Source organism: Halomicronema hongdechloris C2206 (genome assembly GCF_002075285.3).
GTDB lineage: Bacteria > Cyanobacteriota > Cyanobacteriia > Phormidesmidales > Phormidesmidaceae > Halomicronema_B > Halomicronema_B hongdechloris.
The window spans coordinates 4,253,056-4,270,126 of the sequence record NZ_CP021983.2; the positions used below are offsets into that span (position 1 = coordinate 4,253,056).

Sequence of the window (17,071 nt, forward strand, 5' to 3'; positions counted from 1 at the left end):
GCGGAATGTCACCAGCGTGACTGGGACGGCTCGGCATCTACTACAGAGTCTTCGTTAGACGAGAGACATTGGTTTTAAGGGCAATCGCTACATGGATTTTTCAATTGCGGCGCTACTCGCCAACTTCACCGACGATAAGGCGCTCACGCTCAAAACCTTGCAAAAAAAGCTCAACTGCCACAACGAGAGCAGCACGCGAGAATTGCAAATTGCCGTTGATGCCCTAGAACGGGTCGGCATCTTAGTGAAAGAGCGGGGCAAGTATCGCCAAGTTCGAGAAGATGACGTGGTCGAAGGCAAGCTGCGCTGCTCCAGCAAGGGCTTCTGCTTTGCCATTCAAGATGATGAGAGTGCCGAAGACATCTACGTTCGAGAAAGCCAGCTCAACACCGCCTGGAATGGCGACCGGGTCTTGGTTAAAGTCACCAAGGAAGGCACCCGCCGCCGCAGCCCCGAAGGGGAAGTCAAACTCATCTTGGAACGGGCTAATGCCTCGGTCTTGGCCCGGGTCAAGCAGGAAAACGGCGATTATCGAGCGGTGCCCTTAGACGACCGACTGCTGTTTGAATTAAGCCTGGAACCAGATGGGGAAGACCTAAAGGCGGCCCTGGAACAGCTGGTGCATGTGGAGGTGCTGCAATATCCCCTGGGGCAGCACCCGCCGAAAGGCCGCGTGGCCCAGATTCTGGGTAGTGATGCCGAGGCGGCTTCGGATTTAGACATTGTCTATTGCAAACATGACCTCCCCCGAGCCTTTCCGGAGCGGGTATTGGAGGCCGCCAAACGGTTGCCCAATCGGATTCGCAAGGCCGACGTTAAAGATCGCATCGACCTGCGCGATCAGCTCACGGTCACCATCGATGGCACGGAAGCCCGCGTCATTGATGATGCCTTGACCCTGGATAAAACCGACGAGGGGCATTGGCGTCTAGGGGTTCACATTTCCGATGTGGCTTACTACATCGCCGCTAACTCTGCCATTGACCAAGAAGCCCTGAAGCGAGGCACATCGGTTTATCTGGGAGATGAGGTGATTCCCATGTTGCCCCCTCCCCTATTCGGCAGCCTCGGCTCCCTCAACCAGGGCAAAGATAGATTAGCCATTTCCGTACTGGTCACCTTGGATGAGCAAGGCCAAGTGTTGGAGTATGACATCCAGCCGTCGGTGATTCAGGTGGACCAAAATCTGAATTATCAGCAAGCCCAGGCGGTTCTGGAGCGCGACTCGACGGCGGCAATCAAAAAGCTCGGGGTCAAGAGCAAAGAGCTCAAGGCTCTGACCCCAGTTTATGAATTGCTGGATAATCTATTCGCCCTGAGCCAGAGCATTAAGCAGCAGCGGTTGGCCCGCGGTTCTTTTGAGTTAAATCTACCGCAGTATGAGATTCCCTCCGAGGGGTCTAAACAGTCGGCCTCTCGCTATCTGTCGGCTAAATTTCAGTACGACGATGAGGGATCCTTAGGGGTGATGGTGGTGTCGTCGCTGCTGCCAGCCCGCTTGATCGTCACCGAGTGTATGCTGTTGGCCAATCAGCTAGTTGCCACCCATCTCAAGGCTTTGGACGTGCCGGCCATTTACCGCTTGCACCGGGCCCCCGATTTTGCCGACGTGCAAGAGTTGATTAAGTTGGCGGACAACATGGGCTTAGATCTGAGCTTAGAAGACGAAGAGACCATTCAACCCAAGGATTATTTGCGCTTTACCCAGCAGTTTGCCGCCTCGGACTCAGAAAAGATCCTGACTTACCTGCTGCTGGATACCTTTAAGCCGGCATTCTACGGCATCCACCCCGATTTGCATTTTGGCCTGGCCCTGAAGGATGGCTATACCCACTTCGCCTCCCCTACCCGGCGCTATCCCGATCTAGTCATTCATCGTCTTCTGCATGCCATTTTTGAGCACGGACGCGATCGCAGATCGACCCGCTCTAAGGATCGGGTGAATTTGCGCCATAGCTCTTGCCATGGCCAGATTAACTGGAATGTCTTGCCCCCTGACATTCAGCATGAGTTTGAGGACTACTTCACTCGGATCACCGTGCATTTGACCGAACGGGAGCGCCTGGCCCAAGATGCCGAGTCCGATCTCGAAGGCCTCAAGAAAGCCGAATTCATGCGGGCCCATACCGGCGAAGTCTTCCACGGATTAATTACCGGGGTGCAGTCCTACGGCTTCTTCGTCGAGATCGAAGAGCTGCTGGTGGAGGGCTTGGTCCATGTCAGTTCCCTGAAGGACGACTGGTATGAGTATCGCTCTCGGCAGCAGAAACTGGTGGGACGCAAGAGCCGCAGACAGTACCGGCTGGGAGACCACGTGGAAGTGCAGGTCAAGAGTGTGGACTACTACCGCCAGCAAATTGACCTGGTTGCCGTCGGTGGCGGCAGTGAAGCCAGTGACGATGATGGCGACAGCTGGGCCAACGAGGACGAGGGCAATGGCCACAATGGCCGTGGCAGTGACGAGAGTGAGTAGCGTCGTGTCGTGGTGACCTCGACTGCTGCGACGACGGCTGCTGCGACCATGGACTCGCTGATTCTGGGAGTCACCGGCGCCTCGGGATTGATCTATGCGGTGCGGGCGTTACGGTTTCTCTTGGGGGCGGGCTGGGCCATCGACCTGGTGGCGTCTAAGGCCGTGTATCAAGTCTGGCAGGCGGAACAGGGACTGCGGATGCCGGCAGACCCCGCTCGCCAATCGGCATTTTGGCGGCAACAGGCTGGGGTGGAGACGGGGGGAACCCTGCGCTGTCATCCTTGGGCCGATGTCGGCGCTACGGTGGCCAGTGGTTCCTTTCACACGGCGGGCATGGTGGTGATGCCCTGTAGCATGAGCACGGTGGCTAAGTTGGCGGCGGGGCTCAGTTCTGATCTGTTAGAGCGGGCCGCCGATGTGCAGTTGAAGGAGGGGCGACCGCTGGTGGTGGTGCCCCGGGAGACGCCGTTTAGTCTGATTCATCTGCGTAACTTAACCACCTTGGCCGAAGCCGGCGTCAGAATCGTGCCCGCCATCCCGGCCTGGTATCATCACCCCCAGACCATCGACGATCTGGTCGATTTCGTCGTCGCCCGCGCCCTAGATCAACTCGGGATCGATTGTGTGCCCCTGAAGCGCTGGCAAGGGCATTGAGGGGGCTCGGCCGCCGCAGCGAGGCCTGAGGCGATCTACTATGGTGGCATGATAGCCAGGCCCTTGCTTTGGGAGTCTCAGAACCTGCTATGACCACCACCCGCTTAGTCATTGTCCTGATCGCCTTGGGGGCGCGCTGGTGCTGTTGGCGGTGCAGAATCCGGCCCCAGCCTTGCCGCTAGTATTTCTGGGCTGGCGTACCGTGGCCTTGCCGTTGGCGGCTTGGGTGCTGGGTGCGATCGCATTGGGGGGGCTCACCAGTCTCTTCCTAGCTGGGCTGCTATCCTTACACACGCCGCCACCGGTGCGCAAATCTCAACGCCATAGTCGAGGCCCCAGTGGTCCGGCCCAGCGCTCCTGGGCAGCGGCTCCTACCCCGGCAGCGGCGACCCCAGACCCGGCAGAGACGTCCCAGGATCAGGAAGACAACACCCCAAGTTTTACCGGAGAGAGCCCTGCCCCAGAATCTGACTGGCAGGACTGGAGCAACGTATCGTCTCCCAGCCAGTGGGAAGACTGGGACAAAACCCGGCGCCAATCCTCCCCAGAGGCCTCCCAACGGGCGCGGCGGTCGGGGTCGTCGGAAAGAGGCGGCCCGCATCGATGAATCCTGGCAGGAATTGGCCCAGGGGTGGGAAGGGGTGGAGCGACCCCCAACCATAGCCCGGGGGGTGAGTCCGGTGGAAGATAACTTGGCAGACATCACCGGGGGCTGGGAGGACTCTCCGCCCCCAGCCAGAGGCAGGGCTGACACCGCCCCCGAGCATCGGGCCGCAGCCCGGGAGTATGAGACCCCCCAATCCCCGAAAAGGGTGTATCAGTCTGGTTCCCTCTATTCCTATAGCTACCGCAATCGGGAGGCTGACCCTGAGGACGCCGCCGTCGACGATGAGGAAGTCGCCATCGAGGACGAGGAGTCTCTGGCGTCAGTCGAGCCCCATGACATCCCAGCCTACGAGTATGAGGAGGAGCCAGATGAGCCAGAGCGTCCCCATCGGCCACCGACCCCAGGGCCTGACGGCGTTTATGACGCGGACTATCGGGTGATTATCCCTCCCCACCGTCCCCTAGAGGACGAGGATGCTTGAGTCACATCTTGCTGTGACCTTATCCTCTATCTATGCTGTGATATCGCCGCTGCTTGCCATGCCTGCCCAGCCTCACCCCCTGAGCGACTTACTCAAAGGCACCAATCTCTATCTCATCGGCATGATGGGATCTGGCAAGAGCACCATTGGTCACCTCTTGGGGCGACGGTTAAACTACCGCTTTATCGACACCGATGAGTTAATCGAGCAAACCACTGGCCAGACCATTCCCGAGATTTTCCAGCAGCACGGAGAAGCCAGCTTCCGTCAAATCGAGACCGATGTACTGGCCCAGGTATCGGCCTACACCCGCCTGGTGGTGGCCACCGGGGGCGGCATCGTCACCCAGCCCTATAACTGGAGCTACCTGCACCATGGCCTGGTGATCTGGCTGGAGGTGCCCTTGGCGGTCTTGCAGCGGCGACTGCAGGGGGATACCGGGCGGCCTCTCCTGCAAAGCGATGGCTGGACCGAGCGACTACAGGCACTCCTAGAGCAACGACAGCCCCTGTATGCCCAGGCCGATGTTCGGGTCACCGTCACGGCTCAACAGTCCCCCAAAGCCGTGACTCGCCAGACCCTAGAGCAGATTGGCCAGGTGCTGCGCTCCCCCACGCCCGAGCCTCCGCCCATCGCCCCATGAGACCACTCCCAGTAAACTGGCCTGATACACTACTGCAATAGTGCTAGCCCAGTCACCATCGTGTCCTTCGCCTCTACTCCCCAGCGTGATTTGATTCAAGAAGCCGATGCCCTGCGGGTCCGTGTCTTGAGTGAGGCCCTGCCCTACATCCAGACCTTTCGGGGCCGCACGGTGGTAATTAAGTATGGGGGGGCGGCCATGAAAGATGCCGGCCTCAAGGCCAAAGTGGTGCGAGACATTGTCTTCATGGCCTGCGTTGGCATTCAGCCCGTGGTTGTCCATGGCGGCGGCCCCGAAATCAATACCTGGTTGGGCAAATTGGGCATCGAGCCTCAGTTTAAGCATGGGCTCCGAGTCACCGACGCCACCACCATGGACGTGGTGGAAATGGTGCTAGATGGCCGCGTCAATAAGGAGCTGGTATCGCTAATTAACCAGGCTGGGGGCCAGGCCATCGGCCTCTGCGGCAAGGACGCCAACTTAATCATGGCCCGTCCCCAGGGCAGTCGCGAGGTGGGGTTTGTGGGGGAAGTCAGTAATGTCAACCCTGGTATTCTCAGGTCCCTGGTGGCCGCCGGTTATATTCCGGTGGTATCGAGTGTGGCCGCCGATGAGCAGGGGCAAGCTTATAACATCAACGCCGATACGGTGGCAGGGGAAATTGCGGCGGCCCTCAATGCCGAGAAGCTGATTCTGCTGACTGACACCCGCGGCATCCTGCGTGATTATAGTGATCCGTCCACCTTACTCCCTAAGCTCGACATTCAAACGGCTCGCCAACTCATCGACGCAGGGGTGGTAGCCGGGGGCATGATTCCCAAGGTCAATTGCTGCGTTCGCTCCCTGGCTCAGGGGGTGGGGGCGGCCCATATCATCGACGGTCGCATTCCCCATGCCTTGCTGCTAGAGATTTTTACTGACCTGGGGATTGGCTCCATGCTGGTGGCATCGGAGTTTTACAGCTAACTCCGCCGGGGGTTCGGTACAATGCGGGGAAAGCGGTTACCCCTGCGATATCTGCCATGGTGGTTCATTCGGTGCAATACGAATGGTTGCTGGCGACCTGCAGCCATTACGACGGTGCCCTAGCCCTGCTCAAACAGCACCGGCCCTACTTAGAGGCAATCCCCAGCATGCGAAGGCCCCAGCAGAGTATTATCACCCTGCCGTTGCCCAATGCCCGGGTGCGGCAGGCAACCCATGCGCCCGGTGCCCCTGGCAGTCAGATCGTGGCCGGCGCCGTGGTGATGCTTCCCTGTGATCTGGTCTTCCTCATGTGTGACCCAGAATGGAAGATTAAGACGGGAGTGGAGATTTTTGTCTATATCCATCGTCCCCAGGAGGACTTTTCCGGACTCTTGAGCCGCTGGCGCCAGACCCAAATTCTGATGGACCGAGGCTATGAATGGCTGCTGCCCAGCCGCCACCATTACCTGTTGAATGACGGCGCCGACGCTAGCCATCCTCTCTTTGTGGTGTTTCCCCAGACTCCAGAGCGGATCGTGACGGGGTTACGGGGGGCTGGATTGCCGGTGGTCGGGTATCCGCCGGAGCAACTGCCTGAGGTCGAGACGTCACCAGAGTTGAATGAGCTGACCGATATTCCGGAATTAGAGGATATTGACCCTAGTAGCCTCGAGGCTCCAGATCGCAATGACTAGGGGCCATTGATCCGGTGAGACTAGGGGCTAGGCGTTAACCATGGGGGCGTTGCCGTCATCCCTGGGGCGATGGGGCGGGCTGTGTCTGACGGCCATGCTGGGATTGCGGCTGCTCTTCTGGGGGCTGGCATTTCCCAATCCGGATGAGGCCTATTACTGGCTGTGGGGACAGCATCTGGATTGGTCCTATTACGATCATCCGCCCTGGCAGGCTTGGAGCCAAGCGTTATCGACGGCGCTGTGGGGCCGCTCGACTTGGGCGCTGCGCTGGCCCAACCTGATCAGCAATGGCTTACTCTTGCTGGGATACTGGCGGATTAACCGCTATCTCTACGGCTACCGTGGCCGGGAGCGGTTTTGGCTGACGTTGATGCTGCTGGGAGCCTCGCCCTTATTTTTCCTGTTTTTGGCCCTGGCCTGGCCGGATCACTGGCTGGTGACCTTCTCGGTGTGGGCGGGGTATCTTTGGGTGCGGTTTCTAGATGGGTATTTGGCCGATGGTCGGGGGGCGACCTGGCGACTCTATGGCGCTGCCTTCAGTGTTGGGGCAGCGGGGCTGTGTAAGTATACGGCGGTGTTGGTGCCTTTGGCCGGCTTGGCCCTGGTGGTGAGGGAGCGGCAATGTTGGCCGCTGTTGCGGGATCGACGCCTCTATGGGGCAGGTGCGATCGCATTGCTCTGCCTCAGCCCCATATTGATTTGGAACCTGCAGCACGACTTTTTCTCCTTTCGCTATTACCTAGACCGCAGTACCACCAGCACCGGCTTTGCAATTCAGCCCCTACAGCCCCTAGGGTTCTGGCTGCTGAGTGGGCTGATCTTGTCGCCCCTGCTGGCTTGGCGACTCTGGCGCACTTGGCGCCAGCCCCCCCCTACTACCGCCAGCCTCTATGGCCGCTTCGCCGGTTGGCTGTTTGGGCTTTCCACTGGCGGGTTCTCCCTGCTCGCCTTGGTTGCCCCGGTGCTCTACTACTGGAACATCCTGGCCTACCCCCTGTGGCTACCGCTGCTAGCCGGTGCTTGGCTGGTCCGCCAAGACCATGTTCTCCCAGCCAAACGGGCTAGCTGGCCACGCTCCCTACTGGTCACTCAGCTTCTGGGCCTGGCTGCCGCCACCCTGCTAGTCATCCACTACACCGTGATGCCCCTGACAGCCTGGTTGGGTACCGCTGACAACGACAGTGCCGCCCTCTATGGCTGGCAATCCCTGGCTAGGGCGGTACAAGCCCAGGCGGCTCAACTATCAGACGGCGACCAGCCACCATTGTGGCTCACCACCGACTATCGTTCGGCTGCGGCCTTGGCCTATGCCCTCAATGATCCCAGCGTCATGGCCCTCTCCGGCCGCTTAGACCAGTTCGATTTCTGGTACGATCGGGACGCTCTGCAGGGACGCAACGCCGTGCTACTCGGGGAAACCTGGCATCCCATCTGCCCCAGCCATCAAGCCTTCTTTCAGCAGACGTCCCGGCCCGATAGTCTGACGGTGGAGCGCTGGGGACAACCGATTCAGACCTATGGGCTGCTCCGGGGAACTGGCTTTCAGGCCGGCCCCAGCGACGAGTATCCCCTGCTAGCCACCTATCCCTTGGCCTTCAGCAGCGATGGAGAAGTCTGTCGCTCGGCTCCAGTGGCTCCTTAAGCCGGCAGGGGGCAAGGGGGATATCGCAGCCGCAGTTTTAAAGACTCGGTATCAGCGACAGCCAGGCTAGAGCGATCACTGGGCGGTAAAAGGGTATGGACCGTTAAACGGCTCCGCAGCTGGGTTATCCAGCATCAGCAATGGTTGGGGGTGCTCCTGTGGTGCCTTCTCGGCGGTATGCTGCGCTTTACCAACCTGGCCCTGAAACCGGCGTGGATGGATGAAGTCAGCACGGTCATTTTTAGTTTGGGCAATAGCAGCCACCTGGTGCCCCTGAACCAAGTGATCAGTGTGGAGCAGCTATTGCGGCCCCTGGTCCCCGATGCCACCGCCACGGTGGCAGATGCCGTGCAGTATCTGCTGCAGGAAAATAATCATCCGCCTGCCTACTTCGCCCTGGCCCATCTCTGGATGGATTGGTTTCCCCCGGTGAGGGGATTGGCCTCCCTCTGGGCGGCTCGAGCCCTAGCGGCTCTATTGGGCACCCTATCGATTCCCTTGGCCTATGGCCTGGGGCGCTTGAGCTTCCAATCACCGTTGGCCGGGCAACTGGCGGCGGCCTGCATGGCCGTGTCGCCCTTTGGCATTTACTTGGCCCAGGAAGCCCGCCATTACACCATGGCCATTGCCCTGGTGCTGGCCTCTCTCTGCTGTTTCGTCGTGGCGGTGGGACGGCTGCTGATGCGGCAGTCCATTGATCTCTGGTTGGTCTTGGGATGGATCGGGGTCAATGGCTTAGCCTTCGCCACCCATTATTTTGCGGTCCTGACCCTGGTGGCAGAGGGGCTGACCCTGCTGGGGCTGCTGGGGCACCAGAGTCGACAGCAGGGTAATGCTTGGCGGCAGCCTTCCTGGCGCCGGATCTACTGGGTGGCCTTGGGGACTCTGGCCATGGGGCTAAGCTGGTTACCGGTGCTGTCACGGTTCTACGGCAGTCCCCAAACTGGTTATCTCACCATCGATCTGAGTCAGCCCTTCAATTGGTTGAAACCCCTGGGCCAATCCCTGGTCACCTGGATCTTCATGGTGGTGACGCCAATCACATCGGCCTATAGTCCGGTGGGCATCGCCGTCATGGTGGTATCGATCCTGGTGGTTCTAGCCCTGGTGATCGCAATTCTGCCCTGGTTGGTTCAGGCCAGACAAAGGCTCTGGCAGACCCCAGAAGGACGGCAGGGCCTGATAGCCCTCGGGGGGTTTTTACTGGCCATGGGGCTGTTATTCGTGATCATCTGCTATGGCTACCGCGCTGATATTTCTCGGGGATATCGCTATCACTTCGTCTACTATCCGGCGGTGGTGGCATTGCTGGCGGGGCTATTGTCGGTATATTGGCCACGGCGGCAACCATGGGCAGGCACTGAGCTCCCCTGCCTGCCGGGAGCTCAGTACATCGCAGGCCGCCGTCTGGTGCAAGGACTCTGGGCGGTGAGCCTGATCGGTGCCCTGCTGGTGGTGACGAACTGGGCCTTCCCAAAGTTCTATCGCCCAGATCGCTTTATTCCCTACGTGCAGCAGCATTCCCAGTATCCGGTGGTATTTGCCACGACTACCATCGTCTCGCCCCACTACCCCACGGTCTGGGCCATCGAGCCCATGAGCCTTGGCTGGGAGTTCCACCGCCACTTCGCTGCAGCCGCTGGTCCCCAAGCCTGGGAGACACCGCCCCAATTTCTGGTAATGCCGACCGGGGAAGGGATCGAGACCCCGTTTGCAGAGCAATTAGCCGTCGGACTTGCCCCCCTGGACCGCCCCCTGGACCTGTGGATGGCCTATTACCACGGCGACCTGTCGGCCCTGGGCTGTGACCAGCTAGGTCGCACCAATAAGGGGAATTATCGTCAGACCCATTACCGCTGTCGCTAAGGCAGGAGTGGGGGAGTGGGGGAGTGGGGAAGTGGGGGAGTGGGGGAGTGAGGGAGTGAGGGAGTGAAGGGCTTGCCCTGAGCGCAGTCGAAGGGTGAAGAGTGAAGAGTGAAGAGTGAAGGGTTACTCGCTACTGGTGAGTAGTGCGGACGATCCAGTAGCTGATGGCTAGAGACAGAATTGCGATCGCAAGCCCAATTAGACTCACCCCAGAAATTTTCTCTAGATCCAGAATGATAATCTTGCGGCCCACCGCCGTCAGCGCCGTGGCGATGACCAATTGCACCTGCACCACGTGCTTCTTGAGATAAGCCGTGATGTTTTCTAGAATTTCCAAGGCAATCAACACACTGAGAAATAAGCCAAAGATCTCAGTCAGCGTCGTTCTGAAAAAATTCCCTGGGGAAGAAAACGCAAGGGAATTCAGCAAAATAATAGCCAGATCAACCATCGTGACCAGGATGACCAGCACCATAGCCACAGACAACACTTTGGACACAAGGTCCTCGAAACGACTCAAGCGTTGCAGAAATCGCTGATTCGAGACTTGATCGCGCAGGTAGCGAAGCCAGGGGGCCATGGTAAGCACTGTCGAGTGTAATGACTGCCAAGATTCTTGCAGATTGTGGAGCCCAGTGCAGCAGAATCTCGACCGGCTCTCTCCCCGGCCCTCTCTCCGGCCCAGAGGTATAACGGCAAAAGCCGGGGGCAGAATCAGGGCGCTTGCTAGGCAAAAATTCACTCCAGGCCAGGGGGCGACATCATCATCTCTGTCAAAAAGCTTCTATGATACGCTCCTAAATAGATGGAAAAACTGCGTGTGTAATCCCCGGTGCGAGCCCTTGACTCCGCGGGGATTTTCTCTGGAAAAGTCAAATATTATCCACAATGGGATGGAAGTAAAAGGCGATGCCCAGGATCGCATAGGCGGCCAGCAGTAAAATGCCCTCAAGCCAGTTGGAGCGGCCATCAGAACTGATGGAATTGGCAATGAGCACCGATACGGCAACAGCCACCAACTCAAAGGGATTGAAATTCAAATCCATGGGCTGATCTAACAGCCAACCGGCCAACACCAAAACCGGCGCCACAAACAGGGCAATCTGTAAACTCGACCCCACAGACACTGACACCGAGAGATCCATTTTATTTTTAATGGCCACACTCACAGCGGTGGCATGTTCAGCGGCATTGCCAATGATGGGCAACACAATCACCCCGGTAAACAGAGCCGTCAGGCCCAATTGTTCAGTGGCCGATTCCAGGGTTCCCACCAGCAACTCCGACTCCAACGCCACCAACACCGTGGCCCCCAACAACACGGGAATCCATAGGCTGAGGTTGGGGGCATGGCCGTCCTTATGGGTCTCAGACATCTCCTTGGCCATGGTCGCGACGGCTGCCTCCTGGGCTGGGTTGTCCAGGCCCTCGATATCAGCCATGCCAGCATCGTAGAGATAACTATGGGTCTTCATGGCAAAGAGTAGACTGAGGCAATAGACCCCGATCAAGACCACAGCCACGGCATCAGATAGATGCTGCAGGGTGATTTCTGGCGTGCCGACAGAGGTCATTCTCACCGCCGTCGGCAACAAAATGGCAATCACAGCTAGGTTCATGGACGAGGCATTCACCCTGGCCACAATCGGTTGAAAGGTCTGCTCTTTATACCTAAACCCTCCCAACAACATCGAGAGCCCCATCACCAGCAACAGATTGCCCATGATAGATCCGGTAATGCTGGCCTTCACCACGCCCACTAGCCCTTCGTTGAGGGCGATCAGGGCAATGATTAACTCAGTGGCATTGCCAAAGGTGGCATTCAACAGCCCTCCCCAGGACGGCCCCAACAGCACTGCAATTTCTTCGGTGGCAGTTCCCATCCAACCAGCCAGGGGCAGAATCGCCAATCCGGCAGTGATGAAAACGGCCAAATCTCCCCAAGTCAGCCATTCCGCCAGGAACGATAAGGGCACAAAAATAAGTAGGCCAAAGAAGATCAGGTTTTTAATCGCCATAAATAGATACGATAGGCCAACAGCATAGACCAGACCCAGGCTGGAGCTGAATCCGGTGTGAATCCAGTATTAATATCGCACCACCATATAAAAATACTCCCTGCTCAGATAGATTGTCGGGTATCCCTATCCAAACAGGTAACGGGGCAGGTAATGGAGCAAGTAATGGAACAGATGACGGGGACTGGGCCATACCCATCAACGCTACTGGCCCAATGCAGAGAGCACTGATAGGTATAGCCACCGCAAACACTCTACAGGCTGTGGGCCACGGGGTTAGATGGCGTAATCAAACAGGGCGTCTAGGTAGATGCGGTTAATCCGTCGATCGGTATACCCATTTTGCATTAGGAACAGGGACAGGGCGGCGCAGAAAACCCGGTGCTGACTCCAAGCGGGGTGGTTATCGAGATAGGCCTGGAGGGCGTCATGGAGGTCTTCTGGAACCTCTGCCATCAAACTGACTCGGGGCATCGTCTGTGTCACGGGGGATTGCCTCCTCACGGCGTAGACCATTGCGACTAGAACATGCGAAAACGACCGGTGCCGATGGCTGAAATCCCCATAAGACAGGGGCTTCAATGAAATGCTTGGGGCCGCCATCGAGGCACTGGTGTTGCTGGTCGCATCATTGTGCCCTACCGTCCCCCGATCGTGTCAATCTTGCAAAGCCTTGCGGATTGCGCTAGCACCCGCGGCCCTGGCCACGAAGTAATCAAGGTTGTAGCGATCTCAGAGGCGGCGATCAGGCCTGGGGATGTCCCGATGCAGATCCGATGCTGTGGATTACCAAATTCCACAGAAACCACCCAAGACTCGCTATGCCGTCATAGCCTGTGGAAAACTTGCCATAACCTGGGGAAAGCCGAGGAAAGTCCTGTGGAAAACTGATTTTGACATAAAGTTTTGTGAATAATCATTAAAACCTCGGTGGCGATGGATCCGGCGTCACCTCATCCTCAAAGCCAATCCTAAAAGTGTGTCATGATGACATCTGATGAGACGCTGCTGGCTGCAATCGGGCCAGCCCTCTAGCGCTTGGTTGGCTGGGCAACATCGGGCAGCAACCGGGAGCCTATTGAGCATATTGATTGGCAGATCGTAGGCAAGATGAGACAGCACCATGGCAAATGAGGAGCAATTGCTACGGCTGAGAACGAGTGTTCAAGACTGGAATCAATGGCGCACGACCAATCCTGAGGTGGCCATCGATCTCAGCGGGGCCAATTTAGGGCAGATGAAGTTGCCGGGGGTTGATTTGAGTGGGGCCGATTTAGGGCAGGCCAACTTGATTGGCTGTACCCTAACCGGGGCTAATTTGAGTCGAGCTCGGTTGCACCAAAGTGATCTGAGCGGGGCCGACGTCAACCGGGTTAACTTCACGGCAGCTGAATTAACCTTGACCAACTTGCTGGGGGCCGATTTGGAGGATACGAATCTCAGCCAAGCCAACCTCAGGGGAGCCACCCTAAACCGCTCTAATCTAGGAAATGCCGACTTGAGTGGTAGTCGGTTGGTGCAGGCCAGCCTGGTGGGTGCTGATTTGAATCGAGTGCACCTCGATCAGGCAGACTTGACCGGGGCAGACCTGAAGCGGGTGGAACTGCAGCGGGCCAGCTTGACCTATGCCGTGCTCAATCGCGTCAATTTAGAGGAGGCCCGCCTGCTCAACATGGATGCCAGCTATGCCTCTTTAACCGGGGCGAACCTGCGGGGAGCCCGCTTGAATCGGGCTAATTTAGCCCATGCTGACCTCAGGCAGGCCGATTTACGGGAGGCCACCCTACTGGGCGCGAATCTGAGCCATGGGGATTTTAAGGACGCTATCCTGACGGAGGCCAACTTTAGCGGCGCCGATCTGAGTTATGCCATGCTGGCGAATCAGGATCTGAGTGGCTTGAATTTTACGGGCGCCAGCTTGAGCCATGCCAATCTGCAAAACGCGAATCTCATCGGGGCAATGCTAGATGATGTCGATTTCACAGAGGCCAATCTAGAGGGAGCCATGGTGCCGAGTCAGCTCTCTCAGGCTTAGGCGTGATGCTGGCGCTGGCCATTCACACCACTAGCCCAGACCTGGGACTGGCTATCAGTGATTTTGCCGGGCTGACCAAACGGCGGGTTTGGCCCCTAGGCAGAGAATTGTCTACCCATTTCCACGGGTGCCTGCAGGAGATGGTGCACCCCTACGGCTGGGCTGAGCTTGAGTTTATTGCCGTGGCCCAGGGGCCGGGGGGCTTTACCGGCACTCGCATCGGGGTGGTTACGGCCCGCACGCTGGCTCAACAGTTGTCGGTGCCTCTGTTTGGTGTCTGTAGCTTGGCAGCGGTCGCGGCCCATGAGGCTGGGGGGACGTCGCAACAGCTGGCGGTGCAGATGCGATCGCATCGTCGCGATCTCTTTGTCGCCATCTACCATCCCGCCCCAGAGGGACCCAAGCCGCAGCTGCCCGTGCAGGTGATGACCCCCGATCGCTGGCAGCAGACATTAGCCCAATGGCCCCATCCCTACAGGCTCATAGAGGCAGAAGCCGGACTAGGACACACTGTCTCAGCGGTTTTAGAGTTAGCCTACAGGCGGTGGGGCCAGGGCGAGCGGCCCCACTGGTCCCAAGTATTGCCCTACTACGGTCAACATCCTGTCCATCGATAGGGCCAGGCGAATACTCTGCGGCAGAAATAACGCCTCTATTGACTAGAGCAGCAAGGCTGCATTGATCAGGATCTCCCTTTCTGCCTTCCTACGTCTGCCTTGGCAGACTAGTAAGTTACCGTTAGCCAGAGATAGGCCAGCAGGCTGATGCACACGGCTCCAGCTAGTAGATCCCCCGATTGGCTAAGCAGGTGCTGCACCCCAGCCCCTAACAGTCGCAGGGTTTCCCGGCGAGCTTGGCCCAATTCCGCCATCGACTGCTGCACTTGGGCATCAACATCGGCGGCCGAGAGCTCCCCGCTTCTGTAGGCTGCTTCTATCTGGTCCAACTGACGCCAATACCGTCTAGTAGCCTCGATCAAATTCGGAATCATAGCGAGAATATCACGCTCCTAAGCATCGATTGTGGGTGTTGATTGAAGACAGAAAGGCGCCCCGACATGGCCAGGGCGCTACGCTGAAACCTCAAGCTCTAAATCGCGCTAATAGCTCCGGTTGTCACTTACTTGATAGGCAACTGGGAGCTGGTGTAGGCGTCGCCGCTGTAAGCCGGCACCCGAGCTTGGTAATTCGTCTCTCTGCCCGTCACGTTCCTGGCAATGCGCTCAAAAGAATCAGAACGCCAGTTGCGGAGATGAATCGGCTTCGTTTGCTCGCCACGGAAGTAAGTCTGGGTACCGAGGACAGCAGCCGCAACCCAGCCCACGATCAAGAAACCAATTAACAGTGCCATAGGATTTGCTCTCCTTAATTTGAGTGTGTCAGGGAAATGGGAATCAGGTGCCAAGGCGTGGCGCCGCAGCTACCGGCGCCGGCGGCCCGCCTAGCTAACGGCTAGAGACACCATCACTAGCGTGCTCACGAATAGGGCGGCCAATGCCCCTTGCAACTTGTAGCGGCGCTGCTGCTCCGGCGAAGGGTACTCTGCCAAATGCACTGGGGGCTCGATGGCGTAGTTGTTAAGAATGCCGCGCTCGTCAGTAGTGGTGTACATGGTTTTGCCTCCTAAATGGGGGGAATGTAACGTTTCTTGTTAACTAATGTAACGAAGAGTGTTACAAAGTGTCAATCAGTATTGACAGATAATGATCATTTTGTTCCACATGGCGTTTGTTAAGCGATGTGCCGGCCCCTGGCCACCCCGGCATCTCTCTGGCATAGAATCGTCACTCTCTGACCCCAATTGTTTAAGGTCTGAGCGGCATCATTTGGGGTCTCACCCCTCATTGTTGCGGGTTGAAGGGTAATCATTTGGGGTCTCACCCCTCATCGCCCGAGTTCTGAGCTCCATTATTTAGGGTCTTATCTCTCATCATGTGAAAACGACTCCTGTCATTCCGGGCAAGCGCAGCGCGACCCGGAATCCAGGCAGAAGACTTTGCCACTGGCCGATAGCCTCACTGCGATGGTTATTGGCAAGCTGCCTCAGAGGGGCTAGAGCGGCCCTGAAGGGCCATCGCACCTGGCCATGAGCAGCCAATCCTTCATAACGCAGCGGTCTAAGCGACCCGTCACGCTCTATCGCTGCACTCTAGAATGATAGTGTTGGTCCAAACCCCTTAGGACAAAGCATTGCAGGTATCACAATGACCACTCTCTCGCTTGATTTGCCAGACTCAGTGTTTTCAGCGCTTCGCAAAGCACCCGATGAATTTCTTCAGGAAATGCGTTTGGCGGCGGCAGTTAAGTGGTATGAGATGGGAGAAATTTCTCAAAGTAAAGCGGCTGAAATCGCCGGGATTTCTCGTAGTGAGCTGTTAGAGGCATTCGCCCGCTATCGAGTGGATTTCATGCAGTACACGTCGGACTCATTGGCTGAGGAGCTTAAGAGTGCCGATTAGTCGAGTTGTGATTAATGCGTCGCCGTTAATTGTTTTGTTCAGGAGTCAACAGGCTGAGTTATTACCGCAACTGTTTGAAGAAATCGTCATTCCTCAGGGCGTTTGGGAGGAAGTGCTGGCTCGTCAACCGGAGGACATTGCTGCCCAGCAGTTACGGACAGTTCCCTGGCTACGACGGATAGATCGTGTTGAGAACTCTACCAAGATAGCGGCTTGGGATCTAGGCAAAGGCGAATCTGAGGTGTTGAGTTGGGTCGCCAGCCATCCGGGTTATGCGGCTATAGTAGACGACTCAACGTGTTTAGATTGGTTGGATCTTGACGAGTCTGCCAATCCTTTGGCAACAGATTTTTTAAGACCGTTAAGTCATGCACGAAGGGAAAGTCAATCTGAGCAAAGATTAGTCCGGCTTTGATGGCTTTCTCTGCGGCCTGTTGGGCGTGGCCTTAGCGAGCGTTACCACTCCTCACCGACAAGTAGGAGTATTCGTAGTGTGGGCATTGCCTTTTCTAAGGCCTCATGATACTCGTCAT

19 protein-coding genes are annotated in these 17,071 nt (G+C 57.5%); 12 read left to right on the forward strand and 7 right to left on the reverse strand.

The window, feature by feature from the left end; translation table 11 throughout:
* The first annotated feature begins 91 nt into the window (after positions 1-91).
* The 9 genes from XM38_RS19285 (at position 92) to XM38_RS19325 (ending at position 10,027) form a co-directional block, all read left to right on the forward strand.
* Positions 92-2,473 (forward strand): ribonuclease R family protein, encoded by a 2,382-nt coding sequence (locus XM38_RS19285; protein ID WP_088430758.1) that lies wholly within the window; start codon positions 92-94, stop codon positions 2,471-2,473.
* A gap of 48 nt (positions 2,474-2,521) precedes the next feature.
* A complete protein-coding gene (locus XM38_RS19290) occupies positions 2,522-3,127 on the forward strand; it encodes a flavin prenyltransferase UbiX (protein ID WP_080809936.1) in 606 nt (201 codons plus the stop codon).
* A 139-nt stretch (positions 3,128-3,266) separates the two neighbouring features.
* Positions 3,267-3,734 carry a LapA family protein gene (locus tag XM38_RS19295; protein ID WP_088430760.1) on the forward strand — a complete coding sequence of 156 codons (468 nt, stop codon included), beginning with the start codon at positions 3,267-3,269 and terminating at the stop codon, positions 3,732-3,734.
* A 34-nt stretch (positions 3,735-3,768) separates the two neighbouring features.
* Positions 3,769-4,215: a hypothetical protein gene (locus tag XM38_RS19300; protein ID WP_137455180.1), complete on the forward strand. Its 447-nt coding sequence runs from the start codon at positions 3,769-3,771 to the stop codon at positions 4,213-4,215.
* Between the two features lie 13 nt (positions 4,216-4,228).
* Complete coding sequence (locus XM38_RS19305; RefSeq protein ID WP_256995686.1) at positions 4,229-4,858, forward strand: shikimate kinase; 630 nt, start codon at positions 4,229-4,231, stop codon at positions 4,856-4,858.
* 60 nt (positions 4,859-4,918) lie between these two features.
* A complete protein-coding gene (gene argB / locus XM38_RS19310; RefSeq protein WP_187329475.1) occupies positions 4,919-5,824 on the forward strand; it encodes an acetylglutamate kinase in 906 nt (301 codons plus the stop codon).
* A gap of 56 nt (positions 5,825-5,880) precedes the next feature.
* Positions 5,881-6,519: a hypothetical protein gene (locus XM38_RS19315; protein ID WP_080809948.1), complete on the forward strand. Its 639-nt coding sequence runs from the start codon at positions 5,881-5,883 to the stop codon at positions 6,517-6,519.
* A 40-nt stretch (positions 6,520-6,559) separates the two neighbouring features.
* A complete protein-coding gene (locus tag XM38_RS19320) occupies positions 6,560-8,161 on the forward strand; it encodes an ArnT family glycosyltransferase (RefSeq protein WP_080809950.1) in 1,602 nt (533 codons plus the stop codon).
* A gap of 177 nt (positions 8,162-8,338) precedes the next feature.
* On the forward strand, positions 8,339-10,027 hold the full coding sequence (locus tag XM38_RS19325) for a glycosyltransferase family 39 protein (protein WP_080809953.1): 1,689 nt from the start codon (positions 8,339-8,341) through the stop codon (positions 10,025-10,027).
* Positions 10,028-10,157: 130 nt separating this feature from the next.
* Here the strand turns inward: XM38_RS19325 and XM38_RS19330 are convergent, their stop codons facing one another.
* From XM38_RS19330 to XM38_RS19340, 3 genes are all read right to left on the reverse strand, one after another.
* Entirely contained in the window at positions 10,158-10,607 is a 450-nt protein-coding gene (locus tag XM38_RS19330; RefSeq protein ID WP_088430764.1) for a phosphate-starvation-inducible PsiE family protein, read from the reverse strand.
* A 292-nt stretch (positions 10,608-10,899) separates the two neighbouring features.
* The gene (gene cax, locus XM38_RS19335; protein WP_088430766.1) at positions 10,900-12,045 is read right to left on the reverse strand and encodes a calcium/proton exchanger; all 1,146 of its coding nucleotides are present in this window, start codon (positions 12,043-12,045) and stop codon (positions 10,900-10,902) included.
* A 276-nt stretch (positions 12,046-12,321) separates the two neighbouring features.
* On the reverse strand, positions 12,322-12,519 hold the full coding sequence (locus tag XM38_RS19340; RefSeq protein ID WP_080809962.1) for a DUF2811 domain-containing protein: 198 nt from the start codon (positions 12,517-12,519) through the stop codon (positions 12,322-12,324).
* A 649-nt stretch (positions 12,520-13,168) separates the two neighbouring features.
* Here XM38_RS19340 and XM38_RS19345 point away from each other — a divergent pair.
* Positions 13,169-14,080, forward strand: coding sequence for a pentapeptide repeat-containing protein (locus XM38_RS19345; protein WP_080809965.1), 912 nt, complete (start codon positions 13,169-13,171; stop codon positions 14,078-14,080).
* A 5-nt stretch (positions 14,081-14,085) separates the two neighbouring features.
* Entirely contained in the window at positions 14,086-14,697 is a 612-nt protein-coding gene (gene tsaB, locus XM38_RS19350) for a tRNA (adenosine(37)-N6)-threonylcarbamoyltransferase complex dimerization subunit type 1 TsaB (RefSeq protein WP_088430768.1), read from the forward strand.
* Positions 14,698-14,804: 107 nt separating this feature from the next.
* Here tsaB and XM38_RS19355 read toward each other — a convergent pair whose 3' ends face one another.
* The 3 genes from XM38_RS19355 to psb34 all read right to left on the reverse strand — a co-directional run bounded on the left by XM38_RS19355 (position 14,805) and on the right by psb34 (position 15,691).
* Positions 14,805-15,071 (reverse strand): hypothetical protein, encoded by a 267-nt coding sequence (locus XM38_RS19355; RefSeq protein ID WP_080809968.1) that lies wholly within the window; start codon positions 15,069-15,071, stop codon positions 14,805-14,807.
* A 128-nt stretch (positions 15,072-15,199) separates the two neighbouring features.
* On the reverse strand, positions 15,200-15,430 hold the full coding sequence (locus tag XM38_RS19360; RefSeq protein ID WP_080809971.1) for a photosystem II protein, Psb35-related: 231 nt from the start codon (positions 15,428-15,430) through the stop codon (positions 15,200-15,202).
* 90 nt (positions 15,431-15,520) lie between these two features.
* A complete protein-coding gene (gene psb34 / locus XM38_RS19365; RefSeq protein ID WP_137455181.1) occupies positions 15,521-15,691 on the reverse strand; it encodes a photosystem II assembly protein Psb34 in 171 nt (56 codons plus the stop codon).
* 592 nt (positions 15,692-16,283) lie between these two features.
* Between psb34 and XM38_RS19370 the strand changes: the two genes are divergently transcribed.
* Positions 16,284-16,538, forward strand: coding sequence for a UPF0175 family protein (locus tag XM38_RS19370; RefSeq protein WP_080809973.1), 255 nt, complete (start codon positions 16,284-16,286; stop codon positions 16,536-16,538).
* Positions 16,539-16,816: 278 nt separating this feature from the next.
* Here the strand turns inward: XM38_RS19370 and XM38_RS19380 are convergent, their stop codons facing one another.
* Complete coding sequence (locus tag XM38_RS19380) at positions 16,817-16,954, reverse strand: hypothetical protein (RefSeq protein WP_080809987.1); 138 nt, start codon at positions 16,952-16,954, stop codon at positions 16,817-16,819.
* Between the last annotated feature and the right edge of the window lie 117 nt (positions 16,955-17,071).

Excerpts from the sequence above, each read along its gene's own strand:
- XM38_RS19330 (WP_088430764.1), bottom strand. The coding sequence starts at position 10,607 with ATGGCCCCCTGGCTTCGCTACCTGCGCGATCAAGTCTCGAATCAGCGA.
- XM38_RS19345 (WP_080809965.1), top strand. The coding sequence starts at position 13,169 with ATGGCAAATGAGGAGCAATTGCTACGGCTGAGAACGAGTGTTCAAGAC.
- psb34 (WP_137455181.1), bottom strand. The coding sequence starts at position 15,691 with ATGTACACCACTACTGACGAGCGCGGCATTCTTAACAACTACGCCATC.
- XM38_RS19360 (WP_080809971.1), bottom strand. The coding sequence starts at position 15,430 with ATGGCACTGTTAATTGGTTTCTTGATCGTGGGCTGGGTTGCGGCTGCT.
- XM38_RS19285 (WP_088430758.1), top strand. The coding sequence starts at position 92 with ATGGATTTTTCAATTGCGGCGCTACTCGCCAACTTCACCGACGATAAG.
- XM38_RS19370 (WP_080809973.1), top strand. The coding sequence starts at position 16,284 with ATGACCACTCTCTCGCTTGATTTGCCAGACTCAGTGTTTTCAGCGCTT.
- cax (WP_088430766.1), bottom strand. The coding sequence starts at position 12,045 with ATGGCGATTAAAAACCTGATCTTCTTTGGCCTACTTATTTTTGTGCCC.
- XM38_RS19340 (WP_080809962.1), bottom strand. The coding sequence starts at position 12,519 with ATGCCCCGAGTCAGTTTGATGGCAGAGGTTCCAGAAGACCTCCATGAC.
- XM38_RS19320 (WP_080809950.1), top strand. The coding sequence starts at position 6,560 with ATGGGGGCGTTGCCGTCATCCCTGGGGCGATGGGGCGGGCTGTGTCTG.
- XM38_RS19355 (WP_080809968.1), bottom strand. The coding sequence starts at position 15,071 with ATGATTCCGAATTTGATCGAGGCTACTAGACGGTATTGGCGTCAGTTG.
- XM38_RS19315 (WP_080809948.1), top strand. The coding sequence starts at position 5,881 with ATGGTGGTTCATTCGGTGCAATACGAATGGTTGCTGGCGACCTGCAGC.
- tsaB (WP_088430768.1), top strand. The coding sequence starts at position 14,086 with ATGCTGGCGCTGGCCATTCACACCACTAGCCCAGACCTGGGACTGGCT.
- XM38_RS19290 (WP_080809936.1), top strand. The coding sequence starts at position 2,522 with ATGGACTCGCTGATTCTGGGAGTCACCGGCGCCTCGGGATTGATCTAT.
- XM38_RS19325 (WP_080809953.1), top strand. The coding sequence starts at position 8,339 with ATGCTGCGCTTTACCAACCTGGCCCTGAAACCGGCGTGGATGGATGAA.